Here is a 23,991-nt window from a genome sequence, read left to right as displayed (position 1 = left end):
CATGACCGACGCGAACACCACGACCGGCTCCCACGGCACGGGCCCGTTCATCGCCGCGATCGACCAGGGCACCACCTCGTCCCGCTGCATCGTCTTCGACCGGGACGGCCGCATCGTCTCCGTCGACCAGAAGGAACACGAGCAGATCTTCCCGAAGCCGGGCTGGGTCGAGCACGACGCCACCGAGATCTGGGCCAACGTCCAGCAGGTCGTCGCCGGCGCGATCGAGAAGGCGGGCATCACCGCCGCCGACGTCAAGGCGATCGGCATCACCAACCAGCGTGAGACCACGCTGCTGTGGGACAAGAACACCGGCGAGCCGGTCCACAACGCGATCGTCTGGCAGGACACCCGCACCGACGCGCTCTGCAAGGAGCTGGGCCGCAACGTCGGCCAGGACCGCTTCCGCCGCGAGACCGGCCTGCCGCTGGCGAGCTACTTCTCCGGCCCGAAGGTCCGCTGGCTGCTGGACAACGTCGAGGGCCTGCGGGAGCGCGCCGAGCGCGGCGACATCCTCTTCGGCACGATGGACTCCTGGGTCATCTGGAACCTCACCGGCGGTGTCGAGGGCGGCGTGCACGTCACCGACGTCACCAACGCCTCCCGCACCATGCTGATGAACCTGCGCAACCTCTCCTGGGACGAGCGCATCGCGGACTCCATGGGCATCCCGGTCGCCGTGCTGCCGGAGATCCGCTCCTCCGCCGAGGTCTACGGCAATGCCAAGGGCGGCGCGCTGGACGGCGTGCCCGTCGCCTCCGCGCTCGGCGACCAGCAGGCGGCCCTGTTCGGCCAGACCTGCTTCTCCGAGGGCGAGGCCAAGTCGACCTACGGCACCGGCACGTTCATGCTGATGAACACCGGCGACGAGCCCGTCAACTCCTACAACGGGCTGCTGACCACCGTCGGTTACCGCATCGGTGACGAGAAGCCGGTCTACGCCCTCGAGGGCTCCATCGCCGTCACCGGCTCCCTCGTGCAGTGGATGCGCGACCAGATGGGCCTGATCAAGAGCGCGGCGGAGATCGAGACGCTCGCCAGCTCCGTCGAGGACAACGGCGGCGCGTACTTCGTCCCGGCCTTCTCCGGTCTGTTCGCCCCCTACTGGCGCTCCGACGCGCGCGGTGTCATCGCGGGTCTGACCCGCTACGTCACCAAGGCGCACATCGCCCGCGCCGTGCTCGAGGCCACCGCCTGGCAGACCCGCGAGATCACCGACGCCATGACGAAGGACTCCGGCGTCGAGCTGACCGCGCTCAAGGTCGACGGCGGCATGACCTCCAACAACTTGCTGATGCAGACGCTCTCGGACTTCCTGGACGCACCCGTGGTGCGCCCGATGGTCGCCGAGACCACCTGCCTCGGCGCCGCCTACGCCGCCGGCCTCGCCGTCGGCTTCTGGCCGGACACCGACGCCCTGCGCGCCAACTGGCGCCGGGCCGCCGAGTGGACACCCCGGATGGACGCGGACACGCGTGACCGCGAGTACAAGAGCTGGCTCAAGGCCGTCGAGCGGACCATGGGCTGGATCGAGGACGAGGAGTAATCATGAGCACCCTGCAGAGCGTCCCGACCCTCGGGACGCACCCGGCTGCCGGTTCCAACCCGAGCCGCGCCGAGACCCGGGACCGACTGTCCAACGCGACGTACGACCTCCTGGTGATCGGCGGCGGCATCCTGGGCACCTCGGTGGCCTGGCACGCCGCGCAGTCCGGACTGCGGGTCGCGATGGTGGACGCCGGCGACTTCGCCGGCGCCACCTCCTCCGCCTCCTCCAAGCTCGTCCACGGCGGTCTGCGCTACCTGCAGACCGGCGCGGTCAAGCTGGTGGCGGAGAACCACCACGAGCGTCGGGTGCTGGCCAAGGACGTGGCCCCGCACCTGGTCAACCCGCTCACCTTCTACCTGCCGGTCTACAAGGGCGGCCCGGTCGGCGCCGCCAAGCTGGGCGCCGGTGTCTTCGCCTACTCCGCGCTGTCCGCCTTCGGCGACGGCGTCGGCAAGGTCATCTCCCCGGCCAAGGCCCAGGCCGCCAACCCGGGTCTGCGCACGGACAACCTCAAGGCCGTCGCGGTCTACTACGACCACCAGATGAACGACTCGCGGGTGGCCGTCATGACGGTCCGCGCGGCCGTCGAGTCCGGTGCCGTGGTCCTCAACCACGCCGAGGTGACCGGGCTGCGCTTCACGCACGGCAAGGTGACCGGCGCGGAGCTGAAGGACCGCACCGACGGCACCGAGTTCGGCGTCAACGCCCGTGTCGTGCTCAACGCCACCGGCCCCTGGGTCGACCACCTGCGCACGATGGAGGACAAGGGCGCGGCCCCCTCCATCCGCCTCTCCAAGGGCGCGCACATCGTGATGAAGCGCAAGTCGCCGTGGAAGGCCGCCATGGCCACCCCGATCGACAAGTACCGCATCACCTTCGCCCTCCCGTGGGAGGACCAGCTGCTCCTCGGCACCACCGACACCGCGTACGAGGGCGACCCGGCCGACGTGCGCGCCACCGAGGAGGACATCCAGCAGATCCTCGACGAGGCGGCGTTCTCCATCCAGGACGCGGACCTCGACCGCGATCTGATGACGTACGCCTTCGCCGGTCTGCGCGTCCTGCCGGGCGGCCCCGGCGACGTGGCCCAGGCCAAGCGCGAGACGGTCGTCTCCGAAGGCAAGGGCGGCATGCTGTCCGTCGCCGGCGGCAAGTGGACGACCTACCGCCACATCGGCCGTACGGTCATGAACAAGCTCGCCAAGCTTCCCGGCAGCCCGCTGACCGAGGACATGGAGCCCATCTCCAACCTGGTCCGCCGGACCCCGCTGCCCGGCATCTCCAACCCCAACGCGGTCGCCCACCGACTGCTGGTGGACCGCGAGCCCGGCAGCCGCATGGACCCGCTGACCGCCCGTCACCTCGCCTCGCACTACGGCTCGCTGTCCTTCGACATCGCGCGCCTGGCGAACGAGAACCCGGAGCTGGCCGAGCGCATCCACCCCGACGGTCCCGAGATCTGGGCGCAGGTCGCCTACGCCCGTGACCACGAGTGGGCCGAGACGGTCGACGACGTGCTGCGCCGCCGTACCACCCTGACGATCCGCGGCCTGGACAACGAGGACGTCCGCGCCAAGGTCAAGGACATGCTCAGCGACAAGGGCTGACGCCCGGCCCGCCGGACGGCCGGCGGCACCGTATTACCCGTCGAGGGGAGAGACACGCGTCTCTCCCCTCGACCCGTGTCCCGCCACCGGGCGCGTCGGGCGTACCGGTCGAGCGGCGGGCGCCCTGTCGTACAGGGGTCGCGACCGCGGGACGCGGAAGCCGTAGGCTTAAGGTCGCACACGGAAAGCGGGCCGGCGACGGGTGACCGGCGGGCCCGCGGCACACGCGACAGAACTGCACGGAACTGCAACCGGCGGTGGCACGGACCCCCGTGGCGCCCCGGTCGGAAGGAGGCGCTGGGTGATCGAGCTTGAGGGGGTTCCCGAGCTGATCGACCCGGTCATGATCTGTGCCTTCGAGGGCTGGAACGACGCCGGGGACGCCGCCTCCAGCGCGGTCGCGCACCTCGACCGCGAGTGGAAGGGCGAGGTCTTCGGTGCGCTCGACGCCGAGGACTACTACGACTTCCAGGTCAACCGGCCCACGGTGTGGCTGGACGGCGGTGTCCGCAAGGTCACCTGGCCGACCACTCGGCTGTCCGTGGTGCGTACGGGCGGGTCGGCACCGCGCGATCTGGTCCTGGTCCGGGGCATCGAACCGAGCATGCGCTGGCGCTCGTTCTGCAACGAGATCCTCGGCTTCGCCCACGAGTTGGGGGTGGAGATGATCGTGATCCTGGGCTCGCTGCTCGGCGACACCCCGCACACCCGGCCCGTGCCGGTCAGCGGCGTCACCTCCGACCCGGACCTGGCGCGCACCATGGATCTGGAGGAGTCCCGTTACGAGGGCCCGACCGGCATCGTCGGCATTCTCCAGGAGGCGTGCACCCACGCGGGCATCCCGACGGTGAGCCTGTGGGCGGCCGTGCCGCACTACGTCTCGCAGCCGCCGAACCCGAAGGCGACCCTGGCGCTCCTCAACCGCCTGGAGGACCTGGCCAATCTGCGGATCCCGCTCGGTGATCTGCCGGAGGACGCACGGGCCTGGCAGCTGGGCGTGGACCAGCTGGCGGCGGAGGACAGCGAGGTCGCGGAGTACGTCCAGTCGCTGGAGGAGGCGCGGGACACCGCCGAGCTGCCGGAGGCCTCCGGCGAGGCCATCGCCCGGGAGTTCGAGCGCTATCTGCGGCGCCGCGACGGCCAGCCCGGGCCGGGCCAGCCGGGCGGCCTCGCGGCCGACCCCGGGGTCGCCGACGGCCGCGACTCCTCGTACCTCCGTGACACCTCCAGCGGCCGCACCCGGCCGCCGAAGCCGCAGCCCAAGGACGAACCGCAGCCCCCGGCGCCCGACGAGGACCCCGGCTCCGGCCCGGCCCCCGGAGGGCCGGACACCGAGGGCTGAACCGGCCCCCCCGGACGCGGTACGCGCCCGGGACGCCCGCGACCGTCGCGGGCGTCCCGGGCGCCGTCGTTCGAGGCCCCGGGCGGTGTCCGCCCACGAAGAAGGGCGCCCCCCGGCCGTTCGAGCCGGGGGGCGCCCTCGTGGGGTCGTGCGGGGGATCAGGCCGTCACAGGGCCACGCCGAGCAGTGCGTCGACGGCCCGGGAGACGAGGCCGGGCGCGCCCTCGTCCGTGCCGCCGTCGGCGCTCTGGGCGGCGGCCCAGCGGTCGACCGCGGCGAGCGCGGCCGGGGCGTCGAGGTCGTCCGCGAGGGCGTCGCGGATCTCCTCCACCAGGGCGTCGGCGGACGGCCCGTCCGGCCGCGAGACCGCCGCGCGCCAGCGACCGAGGCGCTCCAGCGCCTCGTCCATGACGGCGTCGGTCCACTCCCAGTCGGCCCGGTAGTGGTGGGCGAGCAGGGCGAGCCGGATGGCGGCGGGGTCGATGCCGTCGCGGCGCAGCCGGGAGACGAAGACCAGGTTGCCCTTGGACTTGGACATCTTCTGGCCGTGCAGGGCGACCATGCCGGCGTGGACGTACGTCTTGGCGTACGGGTGCTCGCCGGTGAGCGCATGGGCGTGCGAGGCGCCCATCTCGTGGTGCGGGAAGACGAGGTCGCTGCCGCCGCCCTGGACGTCGAAGCCCATGCCGAAGTGCTCGAGGGCGATGGCGACGCACTCGATGTGCCAGCCGGGGCGGCCGGGGCCGAGGGAGGCGCCGTCCCAGCTGGGCTCGCCCGGGCGGGCGGCCATCCACAGCATGGGGTCGAGGGGGTTCTTCTTGCCGGGACGGTCCGGGTCGCCGCCGCGCTCGGCGGACAGCAACCGCATCGCTTCGGCGTCGAGGCCGGAGACCTCGCCGAAGTGGCTGTCGGACTCGACGGAGAAGTAGATGTCGCCTTCGAGCTCGTAGGCGGCCCCGGCGTCGCGCAGCCGCTCCACCAGGGGAACGATCTTCGGTATCGACTCCACGGCGCCGACGTAGTGCCGCGGCGGCAGGAGCCGCAGCGCGGTCATGTCCTCGCGGAAGAGGGCGGTCTCACGCTCGGCGAGCGCGGTCCAGTCGTCACCGTTGGCGAGGGCCCGCTCCAGCAGCGGGTCGTCGATGTCGGTGACGTTCTGGACGTAGTGGACCTGCCGCTTGGTGTCGAGCCACACGCGCTGCACGAGGTCGAACGCGTTGTAGGTCGCCGCGTGCCCCATGTGGGTGGCGTCGTACGGCGTGATGCCGCAGACATAGATACGGGCGACGGGACCGGGGGCGAGGGTCACTCGTTCGCCGGTCACGGTGTCGTGGATCCGGAGGTCGCGGCCACTGCCAGGCAGGGCGGGTACCTCAGAAGCGGGCCAGGCATGCATGTCCTGAAGCCTAACCGGACGCATGTTCCGGATACGAACCGGACTCGGCTCTTGGCCGAAGAGGCACTCTTGCGCGGTGTGGGTCCATGTGTTCCCGCCGTGCGGGTCAGACCGGCGGCCAGGGGATGGCGGGCCACTGTCCACTGGGCTCGCGGTGCCGTCCGGTCCGCAGAAGATCCGCGACCCGGTCCCGTAGCGCCGCGATCTCGGCGGGTGTGATCAGTTCGGCCAGTCGGGCGGCGAGCGCCTGCCCCTCGGCCAGATCGGCCGAAAGTCGCCGCAGGGCCTCCAGGGCCTCCTCGGGCAGCGGCTCACCGGCCCAGCCCCACAGCAGGGTGCGCAGCTTGTCGTCGGCGTTGAAGGTCACACCGTGGTCGATGGCGTACAGCCGGCCGTCGGCCGCGGGCAGCAGATGACCGCCCTTGCGGTCACCGTTGTTGATCACCGCGTCGAGCACGGCCAGCCGCCGCAGCCGCACGTCGTCGGCGTGCACCAGCAGCGCGGTGCGGTCCTCCCCCACGTCCGCGAAGCCGACGGCCTTCCAGCCCGGGCCCGGCTCCGCGCCCTCGACCAGCGCCAGCAGCTCCGCGCCGGCGGCCCGCTCCCCGTCCTCGGCCGGGCCCTCGATCCACAGCTGGCACATGCCCTCGCCGTAGGGGCCGTCGCGCAGCACCGTCGGCGGGACGAGGCCCCAGCCCATGGCCTCGGAGAGTTCGTAGGCCGCCACCTCGCGCCGCGCCAGGCTCCCGTCGGGGAAGTCCCACAGCGGGCGCTCCCCGGCGACCGGCTTGTAGACACAGGCGGCGCTGACGTCCTCGTAGGTGACCGTGCAGTACAGGACCGCGTTGGAGGCCTCCCGGATCCGGCCGCGCACCGTCAGCTCACCCCGGGTCAGCAGCTCGTGCGGGCTCACGCTCCGCGGCGGTATCCGTTCTGGCGCGGACATACGTGTCCCTCCGGGTCGAGCGGCAGGCTGCACAGCGGGCACGGCGGGCGGCCGGCGTTGACGACTTCGAGGGCGCGCTTGGCGAACGCGCGGGCCATGGTGCCGGTCAGCCGGACGCGCAGCATCGGCGGACCGTTCGCCTCGTCCTTGAGCAGCCGCTCCTCGGCCTCGGCGAGGTCTTCCTCGGTGTCCGCCGCCAGCTCGACGAGGGCCTGTGCCTCCACCACCATCCGCTCGTGCTCACCGTCCCAGGCCAGCGCCATGGTGCCGACCCGGAACTCCTCCTCCACGGGGGTCTCCAGCGGGGCGGTGTCGGCGAGTTCGGCGGGCGCCATGGCCGGCACCGGGGCATTGCCGCCGGTACGCCGGACCACCTCGTCCAGCAGCTCGTCGATGCGCTCGGCGAGCGCCTCCACCTGGGTCTTCTCCAGCATGACGCTGGTGGTCCGGCCGGCCGCCGAGGCCTGGAGGAAGAAAACGCGGCGGCCCGGCAGCCCGACCGTGCCGGCGACGAAACGGTCCGGCGGGTCATAAAGGAACACCTGACGGGACAACGTCCTGCTCCATTTGGTTCGGGTGGTCGAAGTGGTGGTGCCCGGTCGCGTACCGAGCCGTGCCGGGCGGTACGGGCCCGCTCCGGCGGGGCGGTCACCGGTGGTGGGACGGGTGCCCCCGCCTCACCACCCTACTGCGCACGACGATCACGGTGCTCCCGCACCGCCCCCGACGGCCGCGTCCCCCTCGCGCTCGGTCGGCGGCTGCCCGCTCGGGGCGAGATCGGCCAGGTCACCGGTGTCGCCGAGGCGCGCCAGGTAGGGGCGCAGCCGGGTGTGGCGGATGGCGGTGACCGAGCAGGGGTCGACGGCGATCCGCTGGAAGAGGTCGAGGTGGAGGCCGAGGGCGTCGGCGACGAGGGCCTTGATGATGTCGCCGTGGGTGCACATGAGGTAGACGGCGTCCGGGCCGTGTTCCCGCTCGATCCGCTCGTTCCAGTCGCGGACCGCCTCCAGTGCCCGGGCCTGCATGGCGCGTACGGACTCCCCGCCGGGGAAGGCGGCGGCGGAGGGGTACTGCTGCACGACGGCCATCAGCGGCTCCTCGTGCAGTTCGGCGAGCTTGCGGCCCGACCAGTCGCCGTAGTGGCATTCGCCGATCCGCTCGTCGGTGTGCGACGGCAGGGCGGGCCGCGCGGCGAGCAGGGGTGCCACGGTCTCCTGGCAGCGCTGGAGCGGGCTGGCGACGACGGCGGCGAGCGGGACGGCCCGGAGCCTGCCGGGGAGGGCGGCCGCCTGGGCGGCGCCCCGCTCGTCGAGGGCGACCCCGGGGGTCCACCCGGCGAGCACTCCCCCGGTGTTGGCGGTGGACCGGCCGTGCCGGAGCAGGATCAGCGTGGGCATGACGACCAGCCTACGTCCGTACCCGGCTGTCCCACCCGCCTCTTTGGTGCACTCCTCGCGGATTGGGGAACAATGTTTGTCATGATCGTCGACGTCGGCATCTACCGGGACGGACACCGCACGGAGGGCCCCGCAGACCTCTCGGCGGCGCTGGCCGAGGCGCGCGCCGAGGGGCACTCCTTCGTGTGGGTCGGGCTGTACGAGCCCACGGAGGACGAGTTCGCTCTGGTGACGAACGCGTTCGGGCTGCATCCGCTGGCCGTCGAGGACGCGCTCAACGCGCACCAGCGGCCGAAGCTGGAGGTGTACGACGACTCGCTGTTCATGGTGCTGAAGCCCACCACCTATGACGACACGGCGGGCACGGTCACCACCGGTGAGCTGATGCTGTTCGTCGGCGACGGGTTCGTGGTCTCGGTCCGGCACGGCGAGGGCAGTCCGCTCGCGCGGGTGCGGCAGCGGCTGGAACACGAGCCGGAGGTACTCAAACACGGCCCGACGGCGGTGATGTACGCGGTGAGCGACGCGGTCGTGGACCACTACATCGAGGTGGTGGCGGCGCTCCAGGTGGATCTGGAGGAGCTGGAGGCCGAGGTGTTCGCGCCGGTCGGCGGGGACAACAGGAACACCGCCTCGCGGATCTACGCCTTCAAGCGGCAGGTGGTGGAGTTCCGGCGGGCGACGGTCCCGCTGGCCGAGCCGATGACCCGGCTCGCGGAGGCACGGCTGCCGTTCGTGGACAGCGGATCCCAGCCGTTCTTCCGGGATGTGAGTGATCATCTGACCCGGGCGAACGAGTCGACGGAGGGCTTGGACCGGCTGCTTTCGGACATTCTCTCGGCGCATCTCGCGCAGACCGGCGTGCAGCAGAACGACGACATGCGCAAGATCTCGGCGTGGGCGGCCATGGCGGCCCTCCCGACGACGGTCGCCGGGGTGTACGGGATGAACTTCGACCACATGCCGGAGCTGCACCAGCCGTGGGGGTACCCGGCGGTGCTGTTGCTGCTGGCCGTGCTGGAGATCCTGCTGTACCGGCTCTTCCAGCGGCGCGGCTGGCTCTGAGGCCGCGCGGGCTCCCCGGAGCGGCACAGCCCGGCACAGCACGGCACAGGGGGCGGGACGGGCCGGCCGGACGGCCGGGGTCAGGCGTACTCGGGGGCGGGGTCGGCGGAGCCGCCCAGCGCGTCGAGCCGGTCGGGCGGCCGCAGCGCGACCATCCGCCGCCAGCCGCCGAGCCGCTCGTAGCCGTACATGGCGCGGATGCCCGCCGTGAGCACCGCGGACTTGGCCTTCGGCCACCGCAGGATACGGCCCATGTGTTCCATCACCGCGAGGCTGACGTCCCGGTAGACAGCGGTTTCGGCGAGGGCGCTCTCCCGCAGGATCGACTGGATCGTCCGGCCGTGTCCCGCGGCGGCGAGCCGCAGCAGTTCCTCGTGGCAGTAGGCGAGGTGGTTGGCCTCGTCGTGACAGATCATCCGGATCGCCCTGCCGACCTCCGGGTGCTCGCCGAAGTGCCGGGTGAGCATGTCCATCTGGTCGGAGGCGCGCTGCTCGGTGACCCGGCTGTGGGCGAGGTAGGTGACGATGTCCCGCTCGGTCAGCGGGGCGTCGGCGCGCAGCTTCGTGTGCGGAAGGCCGATGCCCCGGCGTTCGAGGATGCCCGTGTAGTCGGTCTCCGGGGGGACCGGGACGGGCTCCAGCCCGCGTTTGTGGAGCAGGGCGAGGAAGATCCGTCCGTGCTTGTCCTCGTCCGCGCCATGCCGTGCGATCTTGGGCGCGAGCGCGCGCTGTTCCGGTGGCACCAGTGCGGCGATCCGGCCGTTCTCCCAGCCCCCTTGCGTTTCGCCGCCGGCGGCGATGGAGCAGAAGAGTCGGTACGACTCGTCGTTGTCGAGGATCTCCTGGAACACGCTTCTGGCCGAGAGCATGACTGCCACCTCCGTGCACGACGTCCCGAAGGCAAAGTCAAGTGCCGTGGGCGGGGCGCGGCAAACGCTGACACCGCGCGCTCGGCCGAATGCGGGACGCCGGGGGGCCCGGCGAAAGCACGGTACGGGGGCCGTCGACGCGTAACCACGGGGCCGAACGGGCGTTGTCCTCGGTGACGGCCGTGGCGGGGAAGACACCCCGAGCCCCCACCACGGCCGCGGATCCTTTCGGACGTCCGCCCGCTGCGCGGCGGTGTGTCCTCAATCGCCGGACGGGCTGCTGTGTTCTGTCCTCAATCGCCGGACGGGCTCAAATCAAGCCCGTCCGGCGATTGAGGACGCGCCCGCAGGGCGCCCGCCGCCGCAGGCGGCACATCCGGCCCGCAGCCGAAGAGACGCCGGCCAGGCGAGCGGCGCTCGCCGCCGCAGGCGGCACAGACGGGCCCGCGGCCGGAACTCCGCGGACAGCGCTAGGCCAGACCCGCCCGCTCCAGCGCGGCGACGCCGGCCCGCAGGCTCGCGAGGCGCTCGTCGAGGGTGAACCCGGCGGGGGCCAGCGACAGGGTGGTGACCCCGGCGTCCGCATAGGCCTGCATGCGGTCGGCCACGCGCTCCACCGGCCCGAGCAGGGTGGTGGAGTCGATCAGCTCGCGCGGCACCGCGGCCGCGGCGCCCTCCTTGTCCCCGGAGAGGTACTTCTCCTGGATCTCGGCGGCGGCCTTCTCGTACCCCATGCGCTGGGCGAGCTTGTTGTAGAAGTTCTGCTTGGCGCTGCCCATGCCGCCGACGTAGAGGGCGGTGTACGGGCGGAAGAGGTCCGCGAGGGCGTTGACGTCGTCGCCGACGGCCATGGGCACGGTCGGCACGATGTCGAAGCCGTCGAGGTCCTTGCCCGCCTTCGCGCGGCCGGCCCGCAGGGCGCCCAGGGTGGTCTCCTCGGCGTGCTCGGGGGCGAAGAAGACGAGGAGGGCACCGTCGGCGATCTCGCCCGTCTGCTCCAGGTTCTTCGGGCCGATGGCCGCGATGTAGAGCGGGATGTGCTCGCGCACCGGGTGGACGGTGAGCTTGATGGGCTTGCCCGGGCCGCCGGGCAGCGGCAGCGTCCAGTGCTCGCCCTCGTGGGCGACGCGCTCACGGGACATGGCCTTGCGGATGATCTCGACGTACTCACGGGTGCGGGCGAGCGGCTTGTCGAACTTCACGCCGTACCAGCCCTCGGAGACCTGCGGGCCGGAGACGCCGAGGCCGAGGCGGAACCGGCCGCCGGAGAGGGAGTCGAGGGTCGCGGCCGTCATGGCGGTCATCGTGGGCGTACGGGCCGGGATCTGGAAGATCGCCGAACCGACGTCGATCCGCTCGGTCTGCGCCGCGACCCAGGAGAGCACGGTGGCCGCGTCGGAGCCGTACGCCTCGGCCGCCCAGCAGACCGCGTAGCCCAGCCGGTCGGCCTCGCGGGCGACCGCGAGGTTGTCCGCGTCCATCCCGGCGCCCCAGTAGCCGAGGTTGATTCCGAGCCTCATCCGACCCATGCGGACTCCCCTTACCGATCAGTAACGTCGTTGTTCCGGGGACTGTAGCGCGCCGACCCGGTGTACGTCATCGGCCCGTTGTCCACAGGCGGCCACCGACGCGGCCGTGGCCGGTAACCTCGGCGCTCATGGAGCCGGGCCGCACGGGACCGCGGGTGTCACGGACCGGGCGGCCCCCTTGCGGGTGGCTCTCGCGTGGGTGCGCGACGCGGCTCAGCGCCGCGTTGTCAGTGGAGAGCCTTACTCTTCCAGACGAGATCTGCCAGGCGCTCGACGTTGTGTCGGCGCCCGTGCACCGCTATCCCGATCAGGACTGGAGCACGCTGTGAGTACCGACCGCGACCCCCTCGCCGTCGAGGACGCGCCCGCGCCCTCCCCCGAGGAGGCCGCCCCAGCCGAGCCGGGGAAGCCGGGCGAGCCGGGTGACGGCGCCGCACCGGCCGTCCCCGCCGACGACTTGGGGGCCGGTCCGGACGGCGACGCTTCGGCCGAGGACGCTTCGGACGGCGACGGTTCCCAGGCCGAGGACCGGACGCGGGAGGGACAGCCCCCGGCGCCGCCGGCGGCGGGGTCCCCCGGTGGCGGGGCCGCCGCCCCGGCCCCCGGCGGCCGGTCCGCCGCCGCGGAGGCGCTCGCGGCCGCGGTACGTGCCGTGGAGAGCGGAGAGCGCCCGGCGGCGTCGTTCTTCACCGGGCCGTCCGGTGGCCGGCGCGCCGCCGCGCCGGCACCGGCGGCCGGTGCCGCCCCCCGGCCGGAGCGAGCCTCGGCGCCGGCGGCCGTGGCGGCCCCCGCTCCGGCACGGCAGGCCCCGCCCATCAGCGCCGAAGGCCTCGACGGCGTGCGTCAGGTGCTCGCCGCGGGCGGTGCCCCCCAGACGCTGGCCGAGCAAGTGGTGGGGGCGCTCGGGGAGCAGGCCGCCGAGGCCCTGCGCGAGGACCCCTGGCGGCTGCTGGCGGTCCCGGGCGTGCGCCCGGAGCAGGCGGACGGGTTCGCGCGGGCGCTGCTGGGCCCGGAGTGCGGCCCGGGTGACGAGCGCCGGGGCCAGGCCCTGGTCGGCTGGCTGCTGGAGCGTGCCGCGCTGGCCGGGCACACCGTGCTGGAGGCATCGGTGCTGCGCGCCGCGCTCGGCAAGCAGTCGGTGCCGGAGCCCGACGAGGCGCTGCAGAGCGCGCTCGCGGAGGGCTCGGTGCTGGTGTTCCAGGAGGCCCTGGAGACCCCGGGTGCCACCCGTCCCGAGCCGGACGGCTCGGAGCCGGAGGTCCCGGTCCGGCTGCTGCTCGGGCTGGACCGCTACGCGATGGCGGAGGAGAGCCTGGCCGACGGCCTCGCCCGGTTGATCAACACCTTCGGCACGGATACGGCGGACGCCGCCGCGGCAGACGGGCAGGACGGCGCGGGAGCCGGAACCCCCGCCGGAGCCGGGCCGGAAGCCGAAACCGGTACCGAGGAGGGTGCCGGGGGTGCCGCTAGTGCCCCCGACTGGGAGGCCGCCGCGGCCGCCGCGCCCTCCCCCTCGGCCGCGGAGCTGATCCGTGCCGTCGCGGCCTCCGGGCTGGTGACGCACAGCGGTGGGGAGGCGGCCCGTGCGGAGCCCCTCGCCCTCGTCGTCGCGGCCCGGGCCCTGGGCCTGCGGGCCTGTGCCGCCGCGCACACCGAGGACGGCAAGCGGCGTCTCGTCGCGCTCGGCGACCCCGAAGCGGTCACCGTCGCCGGGCTGCTGTCCGGCCGGGAGGGCCCCGGGCGGGACGCGGAAGGCGCCCTCGCGCTCGACGTGCTGGCGGTGCTGGACGCTCCGCAGCTGGACGTGGAGACGGCGGCGATGCTGGTGGAGTCGCTGACGGACGGTGCCCGGCTGGTGCTGAGCGGTGACCCCGGTGTGCTGTGGTCGGCCGGCCCGGGCAGGGTCTTCGCGGACGTGGTGGCGGCCCGGGCCTGCCCGGCGGTCGTCTCCCGCACCCCCGACGCGGGCCCGATCGGCGAGCTGGTGTCGGGGATCGGGGTCGGTGAGCTGACCACGGTGGACGCCCCCGGCAAGGAGGTCGTGATCGTCCCGGTGCGGGACGCGGGCGAGGCCGTGCACCGCACGGTGCAGCTCGTCGCGGACTCGGTGCCGCGCGCCATCGGCGTGCCCGCCGAGCACACCCAGGTGATCACACCGGGCCACGGCGGTGCCGTCGGCACCCGGGCGCTCAACGCGGCCTTGAAGGAGCGGCTCAACCCCGGGCCGGGCCGCTTCGGCGGCTTCGACCCCGGCGACCGGATCGCCTACGTACCGGCGCCGGGCCGCATGGTCCCGGGCACGGTCGTCTCGGCGGACGCGGCGGGGCTCCGGCTGGACTGCGCGGGCTCGCCCGTCGTCGTCCCGCCCGAGCGGGTAGGCGAGACCGTGCGGCACGGCTGGGCCGTCACCGCGCACCAGGCGGCCGGTACCCGCTGGCCGGCGGCCGTGGTGGTGCTCCCCGGCGACACCGCCCAGGAGCTGACGAGGTCGTGGGTCTACACCGCGTTCAGCCGGGGCGAGCGGCATCTGTCGGTCGTGCACGGTGTGGACCAGGCGCTGCCCCGCGCGGTGGCGGAGGTCCCGGCGAAGGAGCGGACCACCCGGCTGCGGTCCCTGCTGAAGGCACCCCAGCCGGAGGCGTGAGCCCCGGCGGATGACCCGGGGGCCGGGGCGCCGCCGCGCTCCCGGCCCGGGGTCACTCCGCGCGGCCCCTCAGCGGCCGGGGCCCGCGGGCCCCGCCTCCTCGTCCTCCGCCTCATCGTCCTCCGCGGCCCCGGCCGGTTCCGGGCCCTCGTCCTCGTCGCCGTCCTCGTCGAGACCGAGTTCCTCGTCGAAGACCGCGCTGACGTCGAAGCGGCAGATGACCCGCTGCGGATCGGCCTGCTCGAAGGGGGCGGACAGCCACTCGCCGGGCTCGGCGGGGTCGTCGGCCGCCGCCACCCACAAGGTGGAGTCGCCTTCCTCCAGGCCGAACTCCTTGTGCCGGGATGCGATCTCGTCCGGTTCGTACTCGCCGAAAAGCACCCCGAGGGCGGCGTGGACGCTCCGGCCCACGAGATCCGCCGCGCCCGCCGGCGCGCCCGGCGGCACGTCGACGTCGGGGTCGAGGTCCGCCACGCGCCGGGCCTGGGCGAGCAGCCGGTGTGGCTCCAGCACCGCGTAGTCCCGGCGGATCAGCACACTGAGCGCGCTGGGCTCCTCGGGCCCGGCGTACGCGGGCAGCGTGTCGTCGCCGGGGATCTCGAAGGGGGTGACCTCGTCATAGGCGTCGTACAGCAGCTCGTCGTACGCCTCGGCTGTCGCGGCCAGCTCGTTGAACGCGGCGTAGACAGCCGGATCGGTCGCTCCCGACCGGTGTTCGACGGCATCGAGGTGGCGGTCCAGCGCGGCTTTGACCGCCTCGGCGGCGGCGCGTACCTCGGCAGCGGTTGGCTGCGCAGCATCAGACATAGTGCAGACGCTATCCGCACCGAGGCCGTTCCCGCACAATAGATGCGATGCCGGAATACGAATTCTGTGATGTGTATGTGCCTCGAGGGGTCTCCCGAGGAGCAGCCACTCGCTTGCTGACCGACCATGCCGAGTACGGACACTGGGAGTTGGACCGACTGCGTCTTTATCCCGACGGCAGCCGCAGGGTGCGGCTGCGGCGTCGGATCATCCGCCAGGTGCGTGCCACGTGGTGAAAACGTACGGAGCGGGCCCCGCGATCGCGGGGCCCGCTCCGTGCTGTCGGCCTGACTGCCGGTCCCGGGCCGGTTCCGTCCGGGACCGGGCGGTGTGAATCAGTCCTGCGCGGCACGCGCGCGGCGGTAGAGCACCGCGCCGCCGAGCAGGAGTCCCACGGCCGGGACGGCGATGCCGAGCTGGCCCGCACCGGTGTGCGCGAGCTCACTGGCCTTGGCCACCGGGAAGGAGGCCTCCTCCTCGTGGGCGGCCTTCACCTCGGTGGCCGGCTTGGCGTGACCGGCCGGCTTGTGACCGGGCTGCTCGTGGCCGGGCTTCTCGTGCGAGGGGGTGTGCTTGGCCGGCGGCTTGTGGCCGGGCTTCTCGGCGGGCGGGTTGTGCTTCGCCGGGGGCTTGTGGCCGGGCTGCTCGTGGCCGGGCTTCTCGTGCGGCGGCTTGTGCCCCGGGCCCTGCGGGCCGTGGCCGTGGACGTGCCCGTTGTTGACGCACTCGTTGCCGGTGGCGGAGTTGCCGATGCCGACGACGTCGACGCTGTTCCCGCACGCGTTGACCGGCACCTGCACCGGGACCTGGACGGCGTTGCCGGACGCGACGCCCGGCGAGCCGACGCTCTTCCCGTCGGCCCCGTGACCGCCGTGGCCGTGGCCGTTCCCGTGGCCGTGGTTGCCGTGGCCGTGGTTGCCGTGGCCGTTGCCGCTGTGGCCCTTGCCGTGGCCGCCGGACACATTGGCGCACTTGTTGCCCGAGGCGGGGTTCAGCAGCCCCACCACGTTCACCGTGTTGCCGCAGGCGTTGACCGGCACGTGCACCGGGACCTGCACGGTGTTGCCGGACGCGACGCCCGGCGAGTGCGCGGCGGTGCCCATGGCGCCCGAGTCCGCGTGTGCGGCGTAGCCGCCGGTCACGGCGAGTACGCTGCTCGCCGCCGCCGCTGTGAGCAAGCCCTTTTTGGCGACCTGTCGCATAGCTATTCCTTCTGCCTTCTACCAAGCGGAATTACGCGCGTCCGAGTCGGCCGCACGTCGAATGCCCGACGGCCCCGGAGCGCATGGCGCGCACTCCGGGGCCGCCTCGGTCCACACCCTTACGGGGTGAGGAACAACGTCACTTGTTGACGCAGGTGTTGCCGAAGGTGGGGTTCAGCAGCCCGACAACGTTGACCGTGTTGCCGCAGATGTTCACCGGGACGCTGACCGGCACCTGGACCACGTTGCCGGAGACAATGCCGGGCGAGGCCACGGCAGCTCCCTGGGCGCCCGAGTGCGCAGCGGCCACGCCCGCGCCGGCGAGCACGAGACCACTGGTGGCAGCCGCGGCAGCGACGACCTTCTTGAGCATTGGTTCCTCCTTGTTGGCAATGCGGTCCCAGCCGCGGACCGCATAGACGTAACGACGAGGAAGTGGGCGAGCTACGTGATGCTTTGGCCATTCACCCTTTCCGGTTAAGTGCGCGCCGGAAGCGCACACATTGACGAAATCCTCAGCACTCGTCCAGGAACCGGTCGAGCACCCGTGCGCCGAACTTCAGTCCGTCGAGTGGCACTCGCTCGTCCACACCGTGGAACATCCCGGCGAAGTCCAGCTCCGGCGGCAGCTTGAGCGGCGCGAACCCGAAGCCGCGGATGCCCAGGTCGTCGAACGACTTGGCGTCGGTGCCGCCGGACAGCATGTACGGCACGGCGCGCGCGATCGGGTCCTCGGCCCTGAGCGCCGTCTGCATGGCGTCGACCAGGTTGCCGTCGAAGGTGGTCTCCAATGCCTTGTCGGCATGAACGTCCTCGCGCTTGACCCTTGGCCCGAGGATTCGGTCGAGATCGGCGAGGAACTCCTCCTCGTACCCCGGCAGGAAACGGCCGTCGACGTGGGCCGTCGCCTGTCCCGGGATCACATTGACCTTGTAGCCCGCGCCGAGCATCGTCGGGGCGGCGGTGTTGCGCAGGGTCGCCCCGATGAGCTTCGCGATGCCGCCGAGCTTGGCGAGGGTGGCCTCCATGTCCTCGGGGTCGAGCGGGGTGCCGAGCGCGTCGGACAGCTCGTCGAGGAAGGACCGCACGGTCTTGGTCACCCGGACCGGGAACCGGTGCCGGCCGAGCCGGCCGACCGCCTCGCACAGCTCCGTGATCGCGTTGTCGTTGTTGGTCATCGAACCGTGCCCGGCGGTGCCCTCCACCGTGAGCCGCATCCAGTGCATGCCCTTCTGGGCGGTCTCCACCAGGTACAGCCGCAGGTTCTCGTTGACGGTGAACGAGAAGCCGCCGACCTCGCTGATCGCCTCGGTCACCCCTTCGAAGAGCCCGGGATGCTTGTCCACCAGGTACCGGGCGCCGTAGGTGCCCCCGGCCTCCTCGTCGGCGAGGAAGGCGAGGACGACGTCACGCGGCGGCTTGCGGCCCGAGCGCATCCGGTCGCGGACGACGGCGAGCGTCATCGCGTCCATGTCCTTCATGTCGACCGCACCGCGCCCCCACAAGCAGCCGTCCGCGATCTCGCCCGCGAAGGGGTGGTGGGTCCAGTCGCCGGGGTCGGCGGGCACGACGTCGGTGTGGCCGTGGATCAGCAGCGCGGGCCGGGAGGGATCCTCACCCTCGATCCGCGCCACCGTCGAGGCCCGCCCCTGATGGGACTCGAAGATCTGGGGCTCGAGCCCCACCTCGGCGAGCTTCTCGGCGACGTACTCGGCCGCGACGCGCTCGCCGGGCCCGGAGTGATCGCCGTAGTTGCTGGTGTCGATGCGGATCAGATCACGGCAGAGGTCGACGACCTCGTCCTCGGCGCTCCGGCCCGTTCCGCTGTGGCCGGGCTTCGACTCGCTCACGCTGCCTCCTCGTGGTTCGCCGCCGGGGCCGCCGCGGCCCGGCGGCCCGGCATGGGTCCACGGCCATCCTCTCTCTCCCGTCCGCACAGCCCAAGGCCGCAATGCCGCCGACACACGCCCGTCACGAGCCCCCCTCGGGGCGCCCGGCCGGGTGATCGAGCACCCCTGGATGTTTGCTATTGTTTTCCCTGTCGGAAGGGCCACGGCCCCGAGGACAGACACCTTGTCCGGGTGGCGGAATGGCAGACGCGCTAGCTTGAGGTGCTAGTGCCCTTTATCGGGCGTGGGGGTTCAAGTCCCCCCTCGGACACCAGCAGGGACCCCACTTCATGTGGGGTCTTTCGCGTTTCCGGGCCGTGGTGTGACCCACCATGTGACCGATGGCCGAGCGGACTTCCCGGCCCCCGGCCGACCGCAACTCCGGCAAGGCATGGGCGCAAGGCGCAGCGACCAAGGGAGAAAGCGTCACCGCCATCGCCAAGGCTCTGGGGATCTCCCGGGCAATTTTGTACCGGCACATCGGTGGAGCGCCTGAGACAGGGACGCAGTCAGGCGCTCACCTCGGAGCGCACCGGGACGGGTGGGCGAACACCGGTGAGCGCCTCCGCACGGGCAACGAGCCGGGGTGCAAGGTCGGGGTACCAGCCGCGGGCTACGGCTTGCAGCATCTCGGCCAGGGCCGCGAGTTGCCCGGTTCGCCCGGCCGGAGTGTCGAGGGTCGGCGCGAACTCCTTGCGGATGCGGGCGGCTACGTCGGGAACGAGGAGGCTGTTGGCGTGAAGGAGCCCAGCGTCATAGCCGAACGGCACCAGCCCCCACCGCTCCCAGTCCAGCAGGCACAGGGGCGCAGCGGTGAGGTTGCCCCAGTGCAGGTCACCGTGACCGGTCACCCGCTCCACCCTGGCGGGGGCCGGGATGCCGAGGAACTGGGGGAAGGCCCGTTCGATCCACCCATCCCGTACGGTCGTCTTCACACCCCCCACTTCAGCGAGCAGGGCAAGGGCTTGGCGAAGGTCTGCCCACCACTCGTCAGGCAACCCCGGGTCGTGGTCGATGTCGGCCCGGTCGGGGGACACGATCGGCTGAGTCACGTAGTCGAGGACTTCCGCCTCGAAAGCCCACTCCCCGTCAGTCCAGTCGTGCACCTCGTACAGGCGGGGACGAGGGACGCCGTCAGGCACCAGCTCGGAGGCGCCGACGATGCCCTCCCCCCGCTTCCTGCCCGCGTTCCTCTTCGCCGTCCGGCTCACCCGCAGCCACCGGTCCCCCGCTCGGCGTCCGAGGGTGACACCGAGGAAGCCCCACGCGAGCGGCCCCGTGCCGGTGAGCCCCAGTGCCTTGGCCGCCCGGTCGTGGGCGGCCTCCATCAGGGCCTGCACCTCCTCATTCACTGGCGAGTTCATCCGTCACCCTTCTGAGTTCCTGGGCCGTCAAAGACGCAGCCAGAGCCTTCGCCGCATCGTCCCAGTGTTCACGGGTGCTCGCGGAAGTCAGGACGACATCAAGGCCAGGGCACGAGCCAGCGGCCAGCAGGGCAGCGGCTGCGGCCGACAGGCCGGGGCGGATGAGGTTCACCAGTTCAGGTGTCATGGCATCGAGGAGTTCGCCCCCGTGCAGGGGCGCGGAGCCGAACGTGATCAGCCCAGCGTCCTTCGCTTGCACCAGCGGTCCGCCACCGTTCAGGGCCTGCGTGATCGGGGCATCCTTGATCAGGCTCACGGGCATCTGCAAGCCCGCGAAATGGTGCTCGGCGGAACCAGCCGCCTGCCGGGCGAGCGTGAGCAACTCGGTAACGCTGAACGCTCCGGAGGCCAGGCCCGACCATGTGGCGACGCCGTACCCGCTGATCCTGCCCGCGTGGGCGAACTCTTCCAGCGCCGTGAAGGCTGCCCGCACGCCCCCGTGCAGAGCGGCACGGTCAAGGCCGTGCTGCCCGTGGTGCTCCGGGTTGTGCACGAACACCAGGTCCACGCGCCCGAGCGCGGCCAACGAGCGCTCCGTCTGCCAGCGGACGAAGCCCCGCTCAAGGCTGTGCCTACTGGCCTCCCCTTCCCGGGTGAGCGCGCCCTCAGCCAGGGCGATGCGGCCCTGTTCCTCGGTGAAGAACCCCGTCTTCGTGGCTACCCGCGCGGTTGGGTACTCCCCGAGAACCGGGCGCAGTTCCTCATGCGCCCGGCCACGGGCGTAGTTGGGTGCCGTGTCTACCCAAGGGCTACCGGCAGCCAGGGCGGTGCGTGCCGCCTGACTGACGGCACGCACGCGGTATGTCCCCAGGGAGAGCGCGGCGGTCACAGCACTGTCCCCACCACTGCGACGGCATGGCCGTCGATGAGGACGGAGACCAGTTCGGCCACCTCCTTGACCTCCAGTCCGGCGGAGTCGGCCATCTCGCCCAGCGTGGTCGGCTGGTTGGTCAGCAGCGCGCCCAGCGCGGGCGCGGCGGACTCGGTGAAGTCCCAGGCAGTACCGGCCGCCGAGAAGGTGACCGTGCCCTGTTCGCGGTTCGCCGTCAGGCGCCCCCTCGGAGCGGTGAGTTTGACCGTGATCTCGCCCTGTGCGGGGAGCCCGTTCACGTACGGCAGGGACGGAATCGCATGGCCCAGGTCGGTCGTGTCGATCGACTCCGCCCACCGCTCCACGAGACGCGCGTCCGCCATCATGTCGGCCACCTCACGGCGTACGGCGTCGATGAAGTCCGACTGTTCCACCAGCGAGCCGAAGCGCGGAATGTCCCTGCGCAGCGCGAGGGACGCCCGGAGCTGATCGACGACCCACAGCATCAAGTCAGCGCCCGTGTGCGGGACCATGCCGAACGTGAGGTGAAGGGATTCCGTCCCCTGGTCAGCGGTGACCGCGTGCCACCAGCCGCGCGGCAGGTAGAGCACGTCACCCGGGGACAGAACGAAGTCCGCCAGCGGGTCACCCTCCGGCTCCTCCGGCGACTCCACGTCCCGGAACGTGGGCGCTTCGCGGGTCATCCCCCACAAGCGCCACCGCTTGGAGCCGTGCAGTTGGACCACCACCACATCGTGGTCGTCCCAGTGCCGGCCGAAGCCCTCCCGCTCGGTCCACGAGGCGTACACGTTGGCCTGCACGGAAGTTCCAAGGAAGCGTTCCAGCCCCTCCGCAGCCGCCCCCACGGTGGGGTGGATCTTCTCCACCGCATCGAGGACCAGCGACGCCCCGTCCCTGAGCCGGGCGTGGAAGTCGGACGGTTGGATACGGGACCAGGTGACCGCTCGGCGGTTCATGGTCGGGATCGCGTAGCGGTGCAACGGGACCATCTCGCCGTCGACCGACAGGCGCAGTCTGGGCGGCTCCAGCCGCTGCGTGGCGATGATCCTGTTCAGGTCGTCCCAGGAGAACAGGCCCGCCGTGTCGGCGGCTCCGGGGAAGTGCGCGTAGGAGCGGTGGTACGTCTGGGCGAGGAACCGGTCCCCGCCCAGACGCCCCGCCCACGAGGCTGCATCAAGCAACGTGGGCGCTCCCGTCAGTCGTTGCCGTCGGAACGGCCACTGCTGACGTCGGACTCCTGCTCGGCGCGGGTGCGCGCGGCCACGATCTTCCGCTTCGCGACGAGCAGGCCACCCCGTTCGGGGGCCACCGAAGGGGTCTTCTCTTCCACCATCGGACTACCTCTCTCTTCTCGGGAACTCCCACCGGTAATCCGGCAGGAAGCAAAGGAACAGACACGAGCGCGGCGGTCACCGGGTCGCAAGAGTTCCGGCGAGGACCAGGGCCAGGCCGCCGAGGATCATCGCCAGGTAGAACGGACCCGCGTACCGGCCGAAGCGGCGCAGCACCCACCGCCCCAAGCCGGACATCCCACCGTCGCGGCTTCTCGTTCCTCGCTCGGTCGCCGTCATGGGGGAATCATTGCCCCGGAAAGTGGCGGCTGTGCAGTTCTTTCCCGTCATGGACTAAAGATCATGAACGGCAAGCGGTAGACCATTCCGCCAACAAGGCTCGCGCTTCGTTACCGAACGACGCATAACCCTCCAGCGTGGAGAACAGCTCCAAGTGCATTTCGATGTCTCTTGGATCTCTCAGGATCACGACACCGGCCGTGTTCTCCACAGTGGCCAGCGTGTTGTCATAGATGGTGAAGGTATCCATCGGAGCCATGGGCTTGTGTCCCGCGATTGGGATGACGCCGAGCCGCACATTCGCAAGGTGAGTCAGTGAGGCCAGTCGGTCAATCTGCATAGCCATCGCAGCCGGGGGCAGGAGCGGCCACCTCACAGCCTGCTCAGTCAGGATGAAGGTAAACCGCTTCTTCGTGTCGTAAAGGACCTCCTGCCGCTCCAGCTTCCTCGCGATCGTCTTAGTGACGTCGCCCGGGGAATGGGCAAGGCTGGCCCGGATGTACTCGGGGGCGGACAGCAGTCCTGTAATCATCGAGAGCAGGAAGAAGCGGAACTCCGTAGACGATGATTCAAGGGCCGCAAGTTCGGTCTGCTTCTTCTCCAGGCCTCTGCGGCGCAGCGAGCGAAGGTCTCGCCATTCGGTGTTGGCCAGCCTCGCGAGGGCGATGACCTCCTCGATGACCTCGGGCGGAGCCACGACGGCCCGGAGGATCCTCTCCAGATCGAGCAGGCTTGGCAGGACTTTCCCATTCTCGATCCGACTGATCTTTGATTGGGACATGTTGCAACGCCGAGCAAGCCGGTCCCCAGTGAGGCCGGCTCGCTTGCGCAATTCTTTCAGCAGGGCCGCCAGTTCCCGCTTCGGCTGCCCCAACTGTTCAGGGTCGAACGTCACCCGCTCACGTACTCCAGGAATGGAACCGACTCGGCAACGGCAATCTGCTTCCACTGCCGGTACGGCTCGGGGTCGCCCTCGTACAGTTCCCGGTTTATCTGCGTTCCATCCGCCCGGTAGTTCATCAGGACTACCTTGGACTCATCGAACATCCAGAAGTCCTGATCCGGAAGCCCCGGGTTCTCACGGTCGGTGAGGTCGAGGATGCGAATGTCCTCGCCCACCTTCACGTGGTGTCGGTAGTAATACTCGAACTCGAACCGAAGGTAGTTCGATAGCGGGCGAGTCACGACGTGCACCCTCCCGACGCTCTTTCCTGCCGAGGCCCATTGCCGAACCTCGTCCATCCAGGCCGACGTGTAATCGTCGGGAGATTTCTCCCCAGCAAGGAAGCGATTCAGCTTCTCCGCTTCCTGGGGCATGGTGTAGGCAGGTAGCGTTTCCAATCGCCACGCCGCACGCTCCATGGAATCGAAGCAGTCATTCCACGCTTCACCATCCAAGTGCATGAATAGCCTCCCTCAGAACGTGCTCGGGAATCTTCACCAGCGCCTCACCGACCGGAGGCTGGAACGCGGCGCACTGGTCGCCCTGGACGACGATTCCGCCATCCGTCTCGTCGCGGTAGACGTTCGGGCAGTCCTTCTCTCCGCACTCGCCGTTGCCACTGCCCGTGAGCCGGGTAAGCGCCGCACGTTCAGACATGCCAAACCCCCTCGCTCTGGCCCTGCTCGGGCCGCCCGCGAACGACCGTAGAGGGGGTGGCGCACTGCGTCTATGCATGAACGCGACTATGCGTGTTCTTGCATAAACAGGTCCCCGACCGGCTCAGCCCACCGCAGGTACGTGGTCGTGCACCTTGCATGTGCTGGGCGTAGCCGTGGCGCCGTCCGGGAAGCCTGACCAGGGACGGACGCCTGGGAAGGCGGTTGGTCACGTGACTGACGCATCGCGTTTCCGGGCCGTGGTGTGACGACCCCGATCGCGGCACCGAGGCGCTCCGGTGACGCATGCCAACACGCTCCCT

24 protein-coding genes, 1 tRNA gene and 1 pseudogene are annotated in these 23,991 nt (G+C 71.3%); 8 read left to right on the top strand and 18 right to left on the bottom strand.

Features of this window, described 5'->3' with window-relative positions; translation table 11 throughout:
• Position 1: 1 nt before the first annotated feature.
• The 3 genes from glpK to ACZ6MA_RS18185 all read left to right on the top strand — a co-directional run bounded on the left by glpK (position 2) and on the right by ACZ6MA_RS18185 (position 4,498).
• Positions 2–1,546, top strand: a complete 1,545-nt coding sequence (gene glpK, locus ACZ6MA_RS18195) for a glycerol kinase GlpK (protein WP_469434820.1) — start codon at positions 2–4, stop codon at positions 1,544–1,546.
• Positions 1,547–1,548: 2 nt separating this feature from the next.
• Positions 1,549–3,156, top strand: coding sequence for a glycerol-3-phosphate dehydrogenase/oxidase (locus ACZ6MA_RS18190; protein ID WP_469434819.1), 1,608 nt, complete (start codon positions 1,549–1,551; stop codon positions 3,154–3,156).
• Between the two features lie 301 nt (positions 3,157–3,457).
• Positions 3,458–4,498: a PAC2 family protein gene (locus tag ACZ6MA_RS18185; protein WP_469434818.1), complete on the top strand. Its 1,041-nt coding sequence runs from the start codon at positions 3,458–3,460 to the stop codon at positions 4,496–4,498.
• 166 nt (positions 4,499–4,664) lie between these two features.
• On the opposite strand, the gene mshC is transcribed toward ACZ6MA_RS18185, so the two are convergent.
• The 4 genes from mshC to ACZ6MA_RS18165 all read right to left on the bottom strand — a co-directional run bounded on the left by mshC (position 4,665) and on the right by ACZ6MA_RS18165 (position 8,237).
• Positions 4,665–5,894, bottom strand: a complete 1,230-nt coding sequence (mshC, locus tag ACZ6MA_RS18180; RefSeq protein WP_469434816.1) for a cysteine--1-D-myo-inosityl 2-amino-2-deoxy-alpha-D-glucopyranoside ligase — start codon at positions 5,892–5,894, stop codon at positions 4,665–4,667.
• Between the two features lie 106 nt (positions 5,895–6,000).
• Complete coding sequence (locus tag ACZ6MA_RS18175; protein ID WP_469434815.1) at positions 6,001–6,840, bottom strand: SCO1664 family protein; 840 nt, start codon at positions 6,838–6,840, stop codon at positions 6,001–6,003.
• Complete coding sequence (locus ACZ6MA_RS18170) at positions 6,804–7,394, bottom strand: DUF3090 domain-containing protein (protein WP_469434813.1); 591 nt, start codon at positions 7,392–7,394, stop codon at positions 6,804–6,806. The genes ACZ6MA_RS18175 and ACZ6MA_RS18170 overlap by 37 nt, the downstream gene beginning before the upstream one ends.
• 147 nt (positions 7,395–7,541) lie before the next feature.
• The gene (locus tag ACZ6MA_RS18165) at positions 7,542–8,237 is read right to left on the bottom strand and encodes a histidine phosphatase family protein (protein ID WP_469434812.1); all 696 of its coding nucleotides are present in this window, start codon (positions 8,235–8,237) and stop codon (positions 7,542–7,544) included.
• Positions 8,238–8,318: 81 nt separating this feature from the next.
• On the opposite strand from ACZ6MA_RS18165, the gene corA reads away from it, so the two are divergent.
• Entirely contained in the window at positions 8,319–9,302 is a 984-nt protein-coding gene (gene corA, locus ACZ6MA_RS18160; RefSeq protein WP_469434811.1) for a magnesium/cobalt transporter CorA, read from the top strand.
• An 80-nt stretch (positions 9,303–9,382) separates the two neighbouring features.
• On the opposite strand, the gene ACZ6MA_RS18155 is transcribed toward corA, so the two are convergent.
• Together ACZ6MA_RS18155 and ACZ6MA_RS18150 are read right to left on the bottom strand one after the other, a co-directional pair.
• Positions 9,383–10,171, bottom strand: coding sequence for a ferritin-like domain-containing protein (locus ACZ6MA_RS18155; RefSeq protein WP_469434809.1), 789 nt, complete (start codon positions 10,169–10,171; stop codon positions 9,383–9,385).
• 470 nt (positions 10,172–10,641) lie between these two features.
• Positions 10,642–11,691 (bottom strand): LLM class F420-dependent oxidoreductase, encoded by a 1,050-nt coding sequence (locus ACZ6MA_RS18150; RefSeq protein ID WP_469435180.1) that lies wholly within the window; start codon positions 11,689–11,691, stop codon positions 10,642–10,644.
• Between the two features lie 184 nt (positions 11,692–11,875).
• On the opposite strand from ACZ6MA_RS18150, the pseudogene ACZ6MA_RS18145 reads away from it, so the two are divergent.
• Together ACZ6MA_RS18145 and ACZ6MA_RS18140 are read left to right on the top strand one after the other, a co-directional pair.
• A pseudogene (locus ACZ6MA_RS18145) lies at positions 11,876–12,029 on the top strand (aldo/keto reductase); the annotation flags it as partial.
• The gene (locus ACZ6MA_RS18140) at positions 12,026–14,344 is read left to right on the top strand and encodes a helix-hairpin-helix domain-containing protein (protein ID WP_469434807.1); all 2,319 of its coding nucleotides are present in this window, start codon (positions 12,026–12,028) and stop codon (positions 14,342–14,344) included. The pseudogene ACZ6MA_RS18145 and the gene ACZ6MA_RS18140, both read left to right, overlap by 4 nt.
• A gap of 69 nt (positions 14,345–14,413) precedes the next feature.
• On the opposite strand, the gene ACZ6MA_RS18135 is transcribed toward ACZ6MA_RS18140, so the two are convergent.
• On the bottom strand, positions 14,414–15,151 hold the full coding sequence (locus ACZ6MA_RS18135; protein WP_469434806.1) for a hypothetical protein: 738 nt from the start codon (positions 15,149–15,151) through the stop codon (positions 14,414–14,416).
• A 47-nt stretch (positions 15,152–15,198) separates the two neighbouring features.
• On the opposite strand from ACZ6MA_RS18135, the gene ACZ6MA_RS18130 reads away from it, so the two are divergent.
• The gene (locus ACZ6MA_RS18130; protein ID WP_106678739.1) at positions 15,199–15,387 is read left to right on the top strand and encodes a DUF5703 family protein; all 189 of its coding nucleotides are present in this window, start codon (positions 15,199–15,201) and stop codon (positions 15,385–15,387) included.
• 99 nt (positions 15,388–15,486) lie between these two features.
• Here ACZ6MA_RS18130 and ACZ6MA_RS18125 read toward each other — a convergent pair whose 3' ends face one another.
• From ACZ6MA_RS18125 to ACZ6MA_RS18115, 3 genes are all read right to left on the bottom strand, one after another.
• Positions 15,487–16,353, bottom strand: coding sequence for a chaplin (locus ACZ6MA_RS18125; RefSeq protein WP_469434804.1), 867 nt, complete (start codon positions 16,351–16,353; stop codon positions 15,487–15,489).
• 139 nt (positions 16,354–16,492) lie between these two features.
• Positions 16,493–16,726, bottom strand: a complete 234-nt coding sequence (locus ACZ6MA_RS18120; protein WP_469434802.1) for a chaplin — start codon at positions 16,724–16,726, stop codon at positions 16,493–16,495.
• Positions 16,727–16,868: 142 nt separating this feature from the next.
• Positions 16,869–18,203, bottom strand: a complete 1,335-nt coding sequence (locus ACZ6MA_RS18115; RefSeq protein ID WP_469434801.1) for a M20/M25/M40 family metallo-hydrolase — start codon at positions 18,201–18,203, stop codon at positions 16,869–16,871.
• Between the two features lie 225 nt (positions 18,204–18,428).
• Here ACZ6MA_RS18115 and ACZ6MA_RS18110 point away from each other — a divergent pair.
• Positions 18,429–18,516, top strand: a tRNA-Leu gene (locus ACZ6MA_RS18110).
• Positions 18,517–18,751: 235 nt separating this feature from the next.
• On the opposite strand, the gene ACZ6MA_RS18105 is transcribed toward ACZ6MA_RS18110, so the two are convergent.
• From ACZ6MA_RS18105 to ACZ6MA_RS18070, 8 genes are all read right to left on the bottom strand, one after another.
• Positions 18,752–19,606, bottom strand: coding sequence for a hypothetical protein (locus ACZ6MA_RS18105; RefSeq protein ID WP_469434800.1), 855 nt, complete (start codon positions 19,604–19,606; stop codon positions 18,752–18,754).
• A complete protein-coding gene (locus ACZ6MA_RS18100) occupies positions 19,587–20,495 on the bottom strand; it encodes an aldo/keto reductase (RefSeq protein WP_469434799.1) in 909 nt (302 codons plus the stop codon). The genes ACZ6MA_RS18105 and ACZ6MA_RS18100 overlap by 20 nt, the downstream gene beginning before the upstream one ends.
• Entirely contained in the window at positions 20,492–21,679 is a 1,188-nt protein-coding gene (locus tag ACZ6MA_RS18095) for a cupin domain-containing protein (protein WP_469434797.1), read from the bottom strand. Before ACZ6MA_RS18095 ends, ACZ6MA_RS18100 begins: the two co-directional genes overlap by 4 nt.
• Positions 21,680–21,693: 14 nt before the next feature.
• Complete coding sequence (locus ACZ6MA_RS18090) at positions 21,694–21,831, bottom strand: hypothetical protein (protein WP_469434795.1); 138 nt, start codon at positions 21,829–21,831, stop codon at positions 21,694–21,696.
• 76 nt (positions 21,832–21,907) lie between these two features.
• Positions 21,908–22,069: a hypothetical protein gene (locus tag ACZ6MA_RS18085; protein ID WP_469434794.1), complete on the bottom strand. Its 162-nt coding sequence runs from the start codon at positions 22,067–22,069 to the stop codon at positions 21,908–21,910.
• Between the two features lie 61 nt (positions 22,070–22,130).
• On the bottom strand, positions 22,131–22,964 hold the full coding sequence (locus tag ACZ6MA_RS18080; protein ID WP_469434793.1) for a helix-turn-helix domain-containing protein: 834 nt from the start codon (positions 22,962–22,964) through the stop codon (positions 22,131–22,133).
• On the bottom strand, positions 22,961–23,473 hold the full coding sequence (locus tag ACZ6MA_RS18075; RefSeq protein WP_469434792.1) for a DUF6879 family protein: 513 nt from the start codon (positions 23,471–23,473) through the stop codon (positions 22,961–22,963). The genes ACZ6MA_RS18080 and ACZ6MA_RS18075 overlap by 4 nt, the downstream gene beginning before the upstream one ends.
• Positions 23,457–23,669, bottom strand: coding sequence for a hypothetical protein (locus tag ACZ6MA_RS18070; RefSeq protein ID WP_469434790.1), 213 nt, complete (start codon positions 23,667–23,669; stop codon positions 23,457–23,459). The genes ACZ6MA_RS18075 and ACZ6MA_RS18070 overlap by 17 nt, the downstream gene beginning before the upstream one ends.
• Positions 23,670–23,991: the final 322 nt, after the last annotated feature.

This window comes from Streptomyces sp. NPDC042259 (assembly GCF_055582085.1).
This window is presented reverse-complemented; position numbering and strand designations above follow the sequence as displayed.

What these genes read in the sequence shown, in the direction of transcription:
- glpK (WP_469434820.1), top strand. Translation starts at nt 2, where the DNA reads ATGACCGACGCGAACACCACGACCGGCTCCCACGGCACGGGCCCGTTC.
- ACZ6MA_RS18190 (WP_469434819.1), top strand. Translation starts at nt 1,549, where the DNA reads ATGAGCACCCTGCAGAGCGTCCCGACCCTCGGGACGCACCCGGCTGCC.
- mshC (WP_469434816.1), bottom strand. Translation starts at nt 5,894, where the DNA reads ATGCATGCCTGGCCCGCTTCTGAGGTACCCGCCCTGCCTGGCAGTGGC.
- ACZ6MA_RS18175 (WP_469434815.1), bottom strand. Translation starts at nt 6,840, where the DNA reads ATGTCCGCGCCAGAACGGATACCGCCGCGGAGCGTGAGCCCGCACGAG.
- ACZ6MA_RS18165 (WP_469434812.1), bottom strand. Translation starts at nt 8,237, where the DNA reads ATGCCCACGCTGATCCTGCTCCGGCACGGCCGGTCCACCGCCAACACC.
- corA (WP_469434811.1), top strand. Translation starts at nt 8,319, where the DNA reads ATGATCGTCGACGTCGGCATCTACCGGGACGGACACCGCACGGAGGGC.
- ACZ6MA_RS18155 (WP_469434809.1), bottom strand. Translation starts at nt 10,171, where the DNA reads ATGCTCTCGGCCAGAAGCGTGTTCCAGGAGATCCTCGACAACGACGAG.
- ACZ6MA_RS18150 (WP_469435180.1), bottom strand. Translation starts at nt 11,691, where the DNA reads ATGAGGCTCGGAATCAACCTCGGCTACTGGGGCGCCGGGATGGACGCG.
- ACZ6MA_RS18135 (WP_469434806.1), bottom strand. Translation starts at nt 15,151, where the DNA reads ATGTCTGATGCTGCGCAGCCAACCGCTGCCGAGGTACGCGCCGCCGCC.
- ACZ6MA_RS18130 (WP_106678739.1), top strand. Translation starts at nt 15,199, where the DNA reads ATGCCGGAATACGAATTCTGTGATGTGTATGTGCCTCGAGGGGTCTCC.
- ACZ6MA_RS18125 (WP_469434804.1), bottom strand. Translation starts at nt 16,353, where the DNA reads ATGCGACAGGTCGCCAAAAAGGGCTTGCTCACAGCGGCGGCGGCGAGC.
- ACZ6MA_RS18120 (WP_469434802.1), bottom strand. Translation starts at nt 16,726, where the DNA reads ATGCTCAAGAAGGTCGTCGCTGCCGCGGCTGCCACCAGTGGTCTCGTG.
- ACZ6MA_RS18105 (WP_469434800.1), bottom strand. Translation starts at nt 19,606, where the DNA reads ATGAACTCGCCAGTGAATGAGGAGGTGCAGGCCCTGATGGAGGCCGCC.
- ACZ6MA_RS18090 (WP_469434795.1), bottom strand. Translation starts at nt 21,831, where the DNA reads ATGGTGGAAGAGAAGACCCCTTCGGTGGCCCCCGAACGGGGTGGCCTG.
- ACZ6MA_RS18085 (WP_469434794.1), bottom strand. Translation starts at nt 22,069, where the DNA reads ATGACGGCGACCGAGCGAGGAACGAGAAGCCGCGACGGTGGGATGTCC.
- ACZ6MA_RS18075 (WP_469434792.1), bottom strand. Translation starts at nt 23,473, where the DNA reads ATGCACTTGGATGGTGAAGCGTGGAATGACTGCTTCGATTCCATGGAG.
- ACZ6MA_RS18070 (WP_469434790.1), bottom strand. Translation starts at nt 23,669, where the DNA reads ATGTCTGAACGTGCGGCGCTTACCCGGCTCACGGGCAGTGGCAACGGC.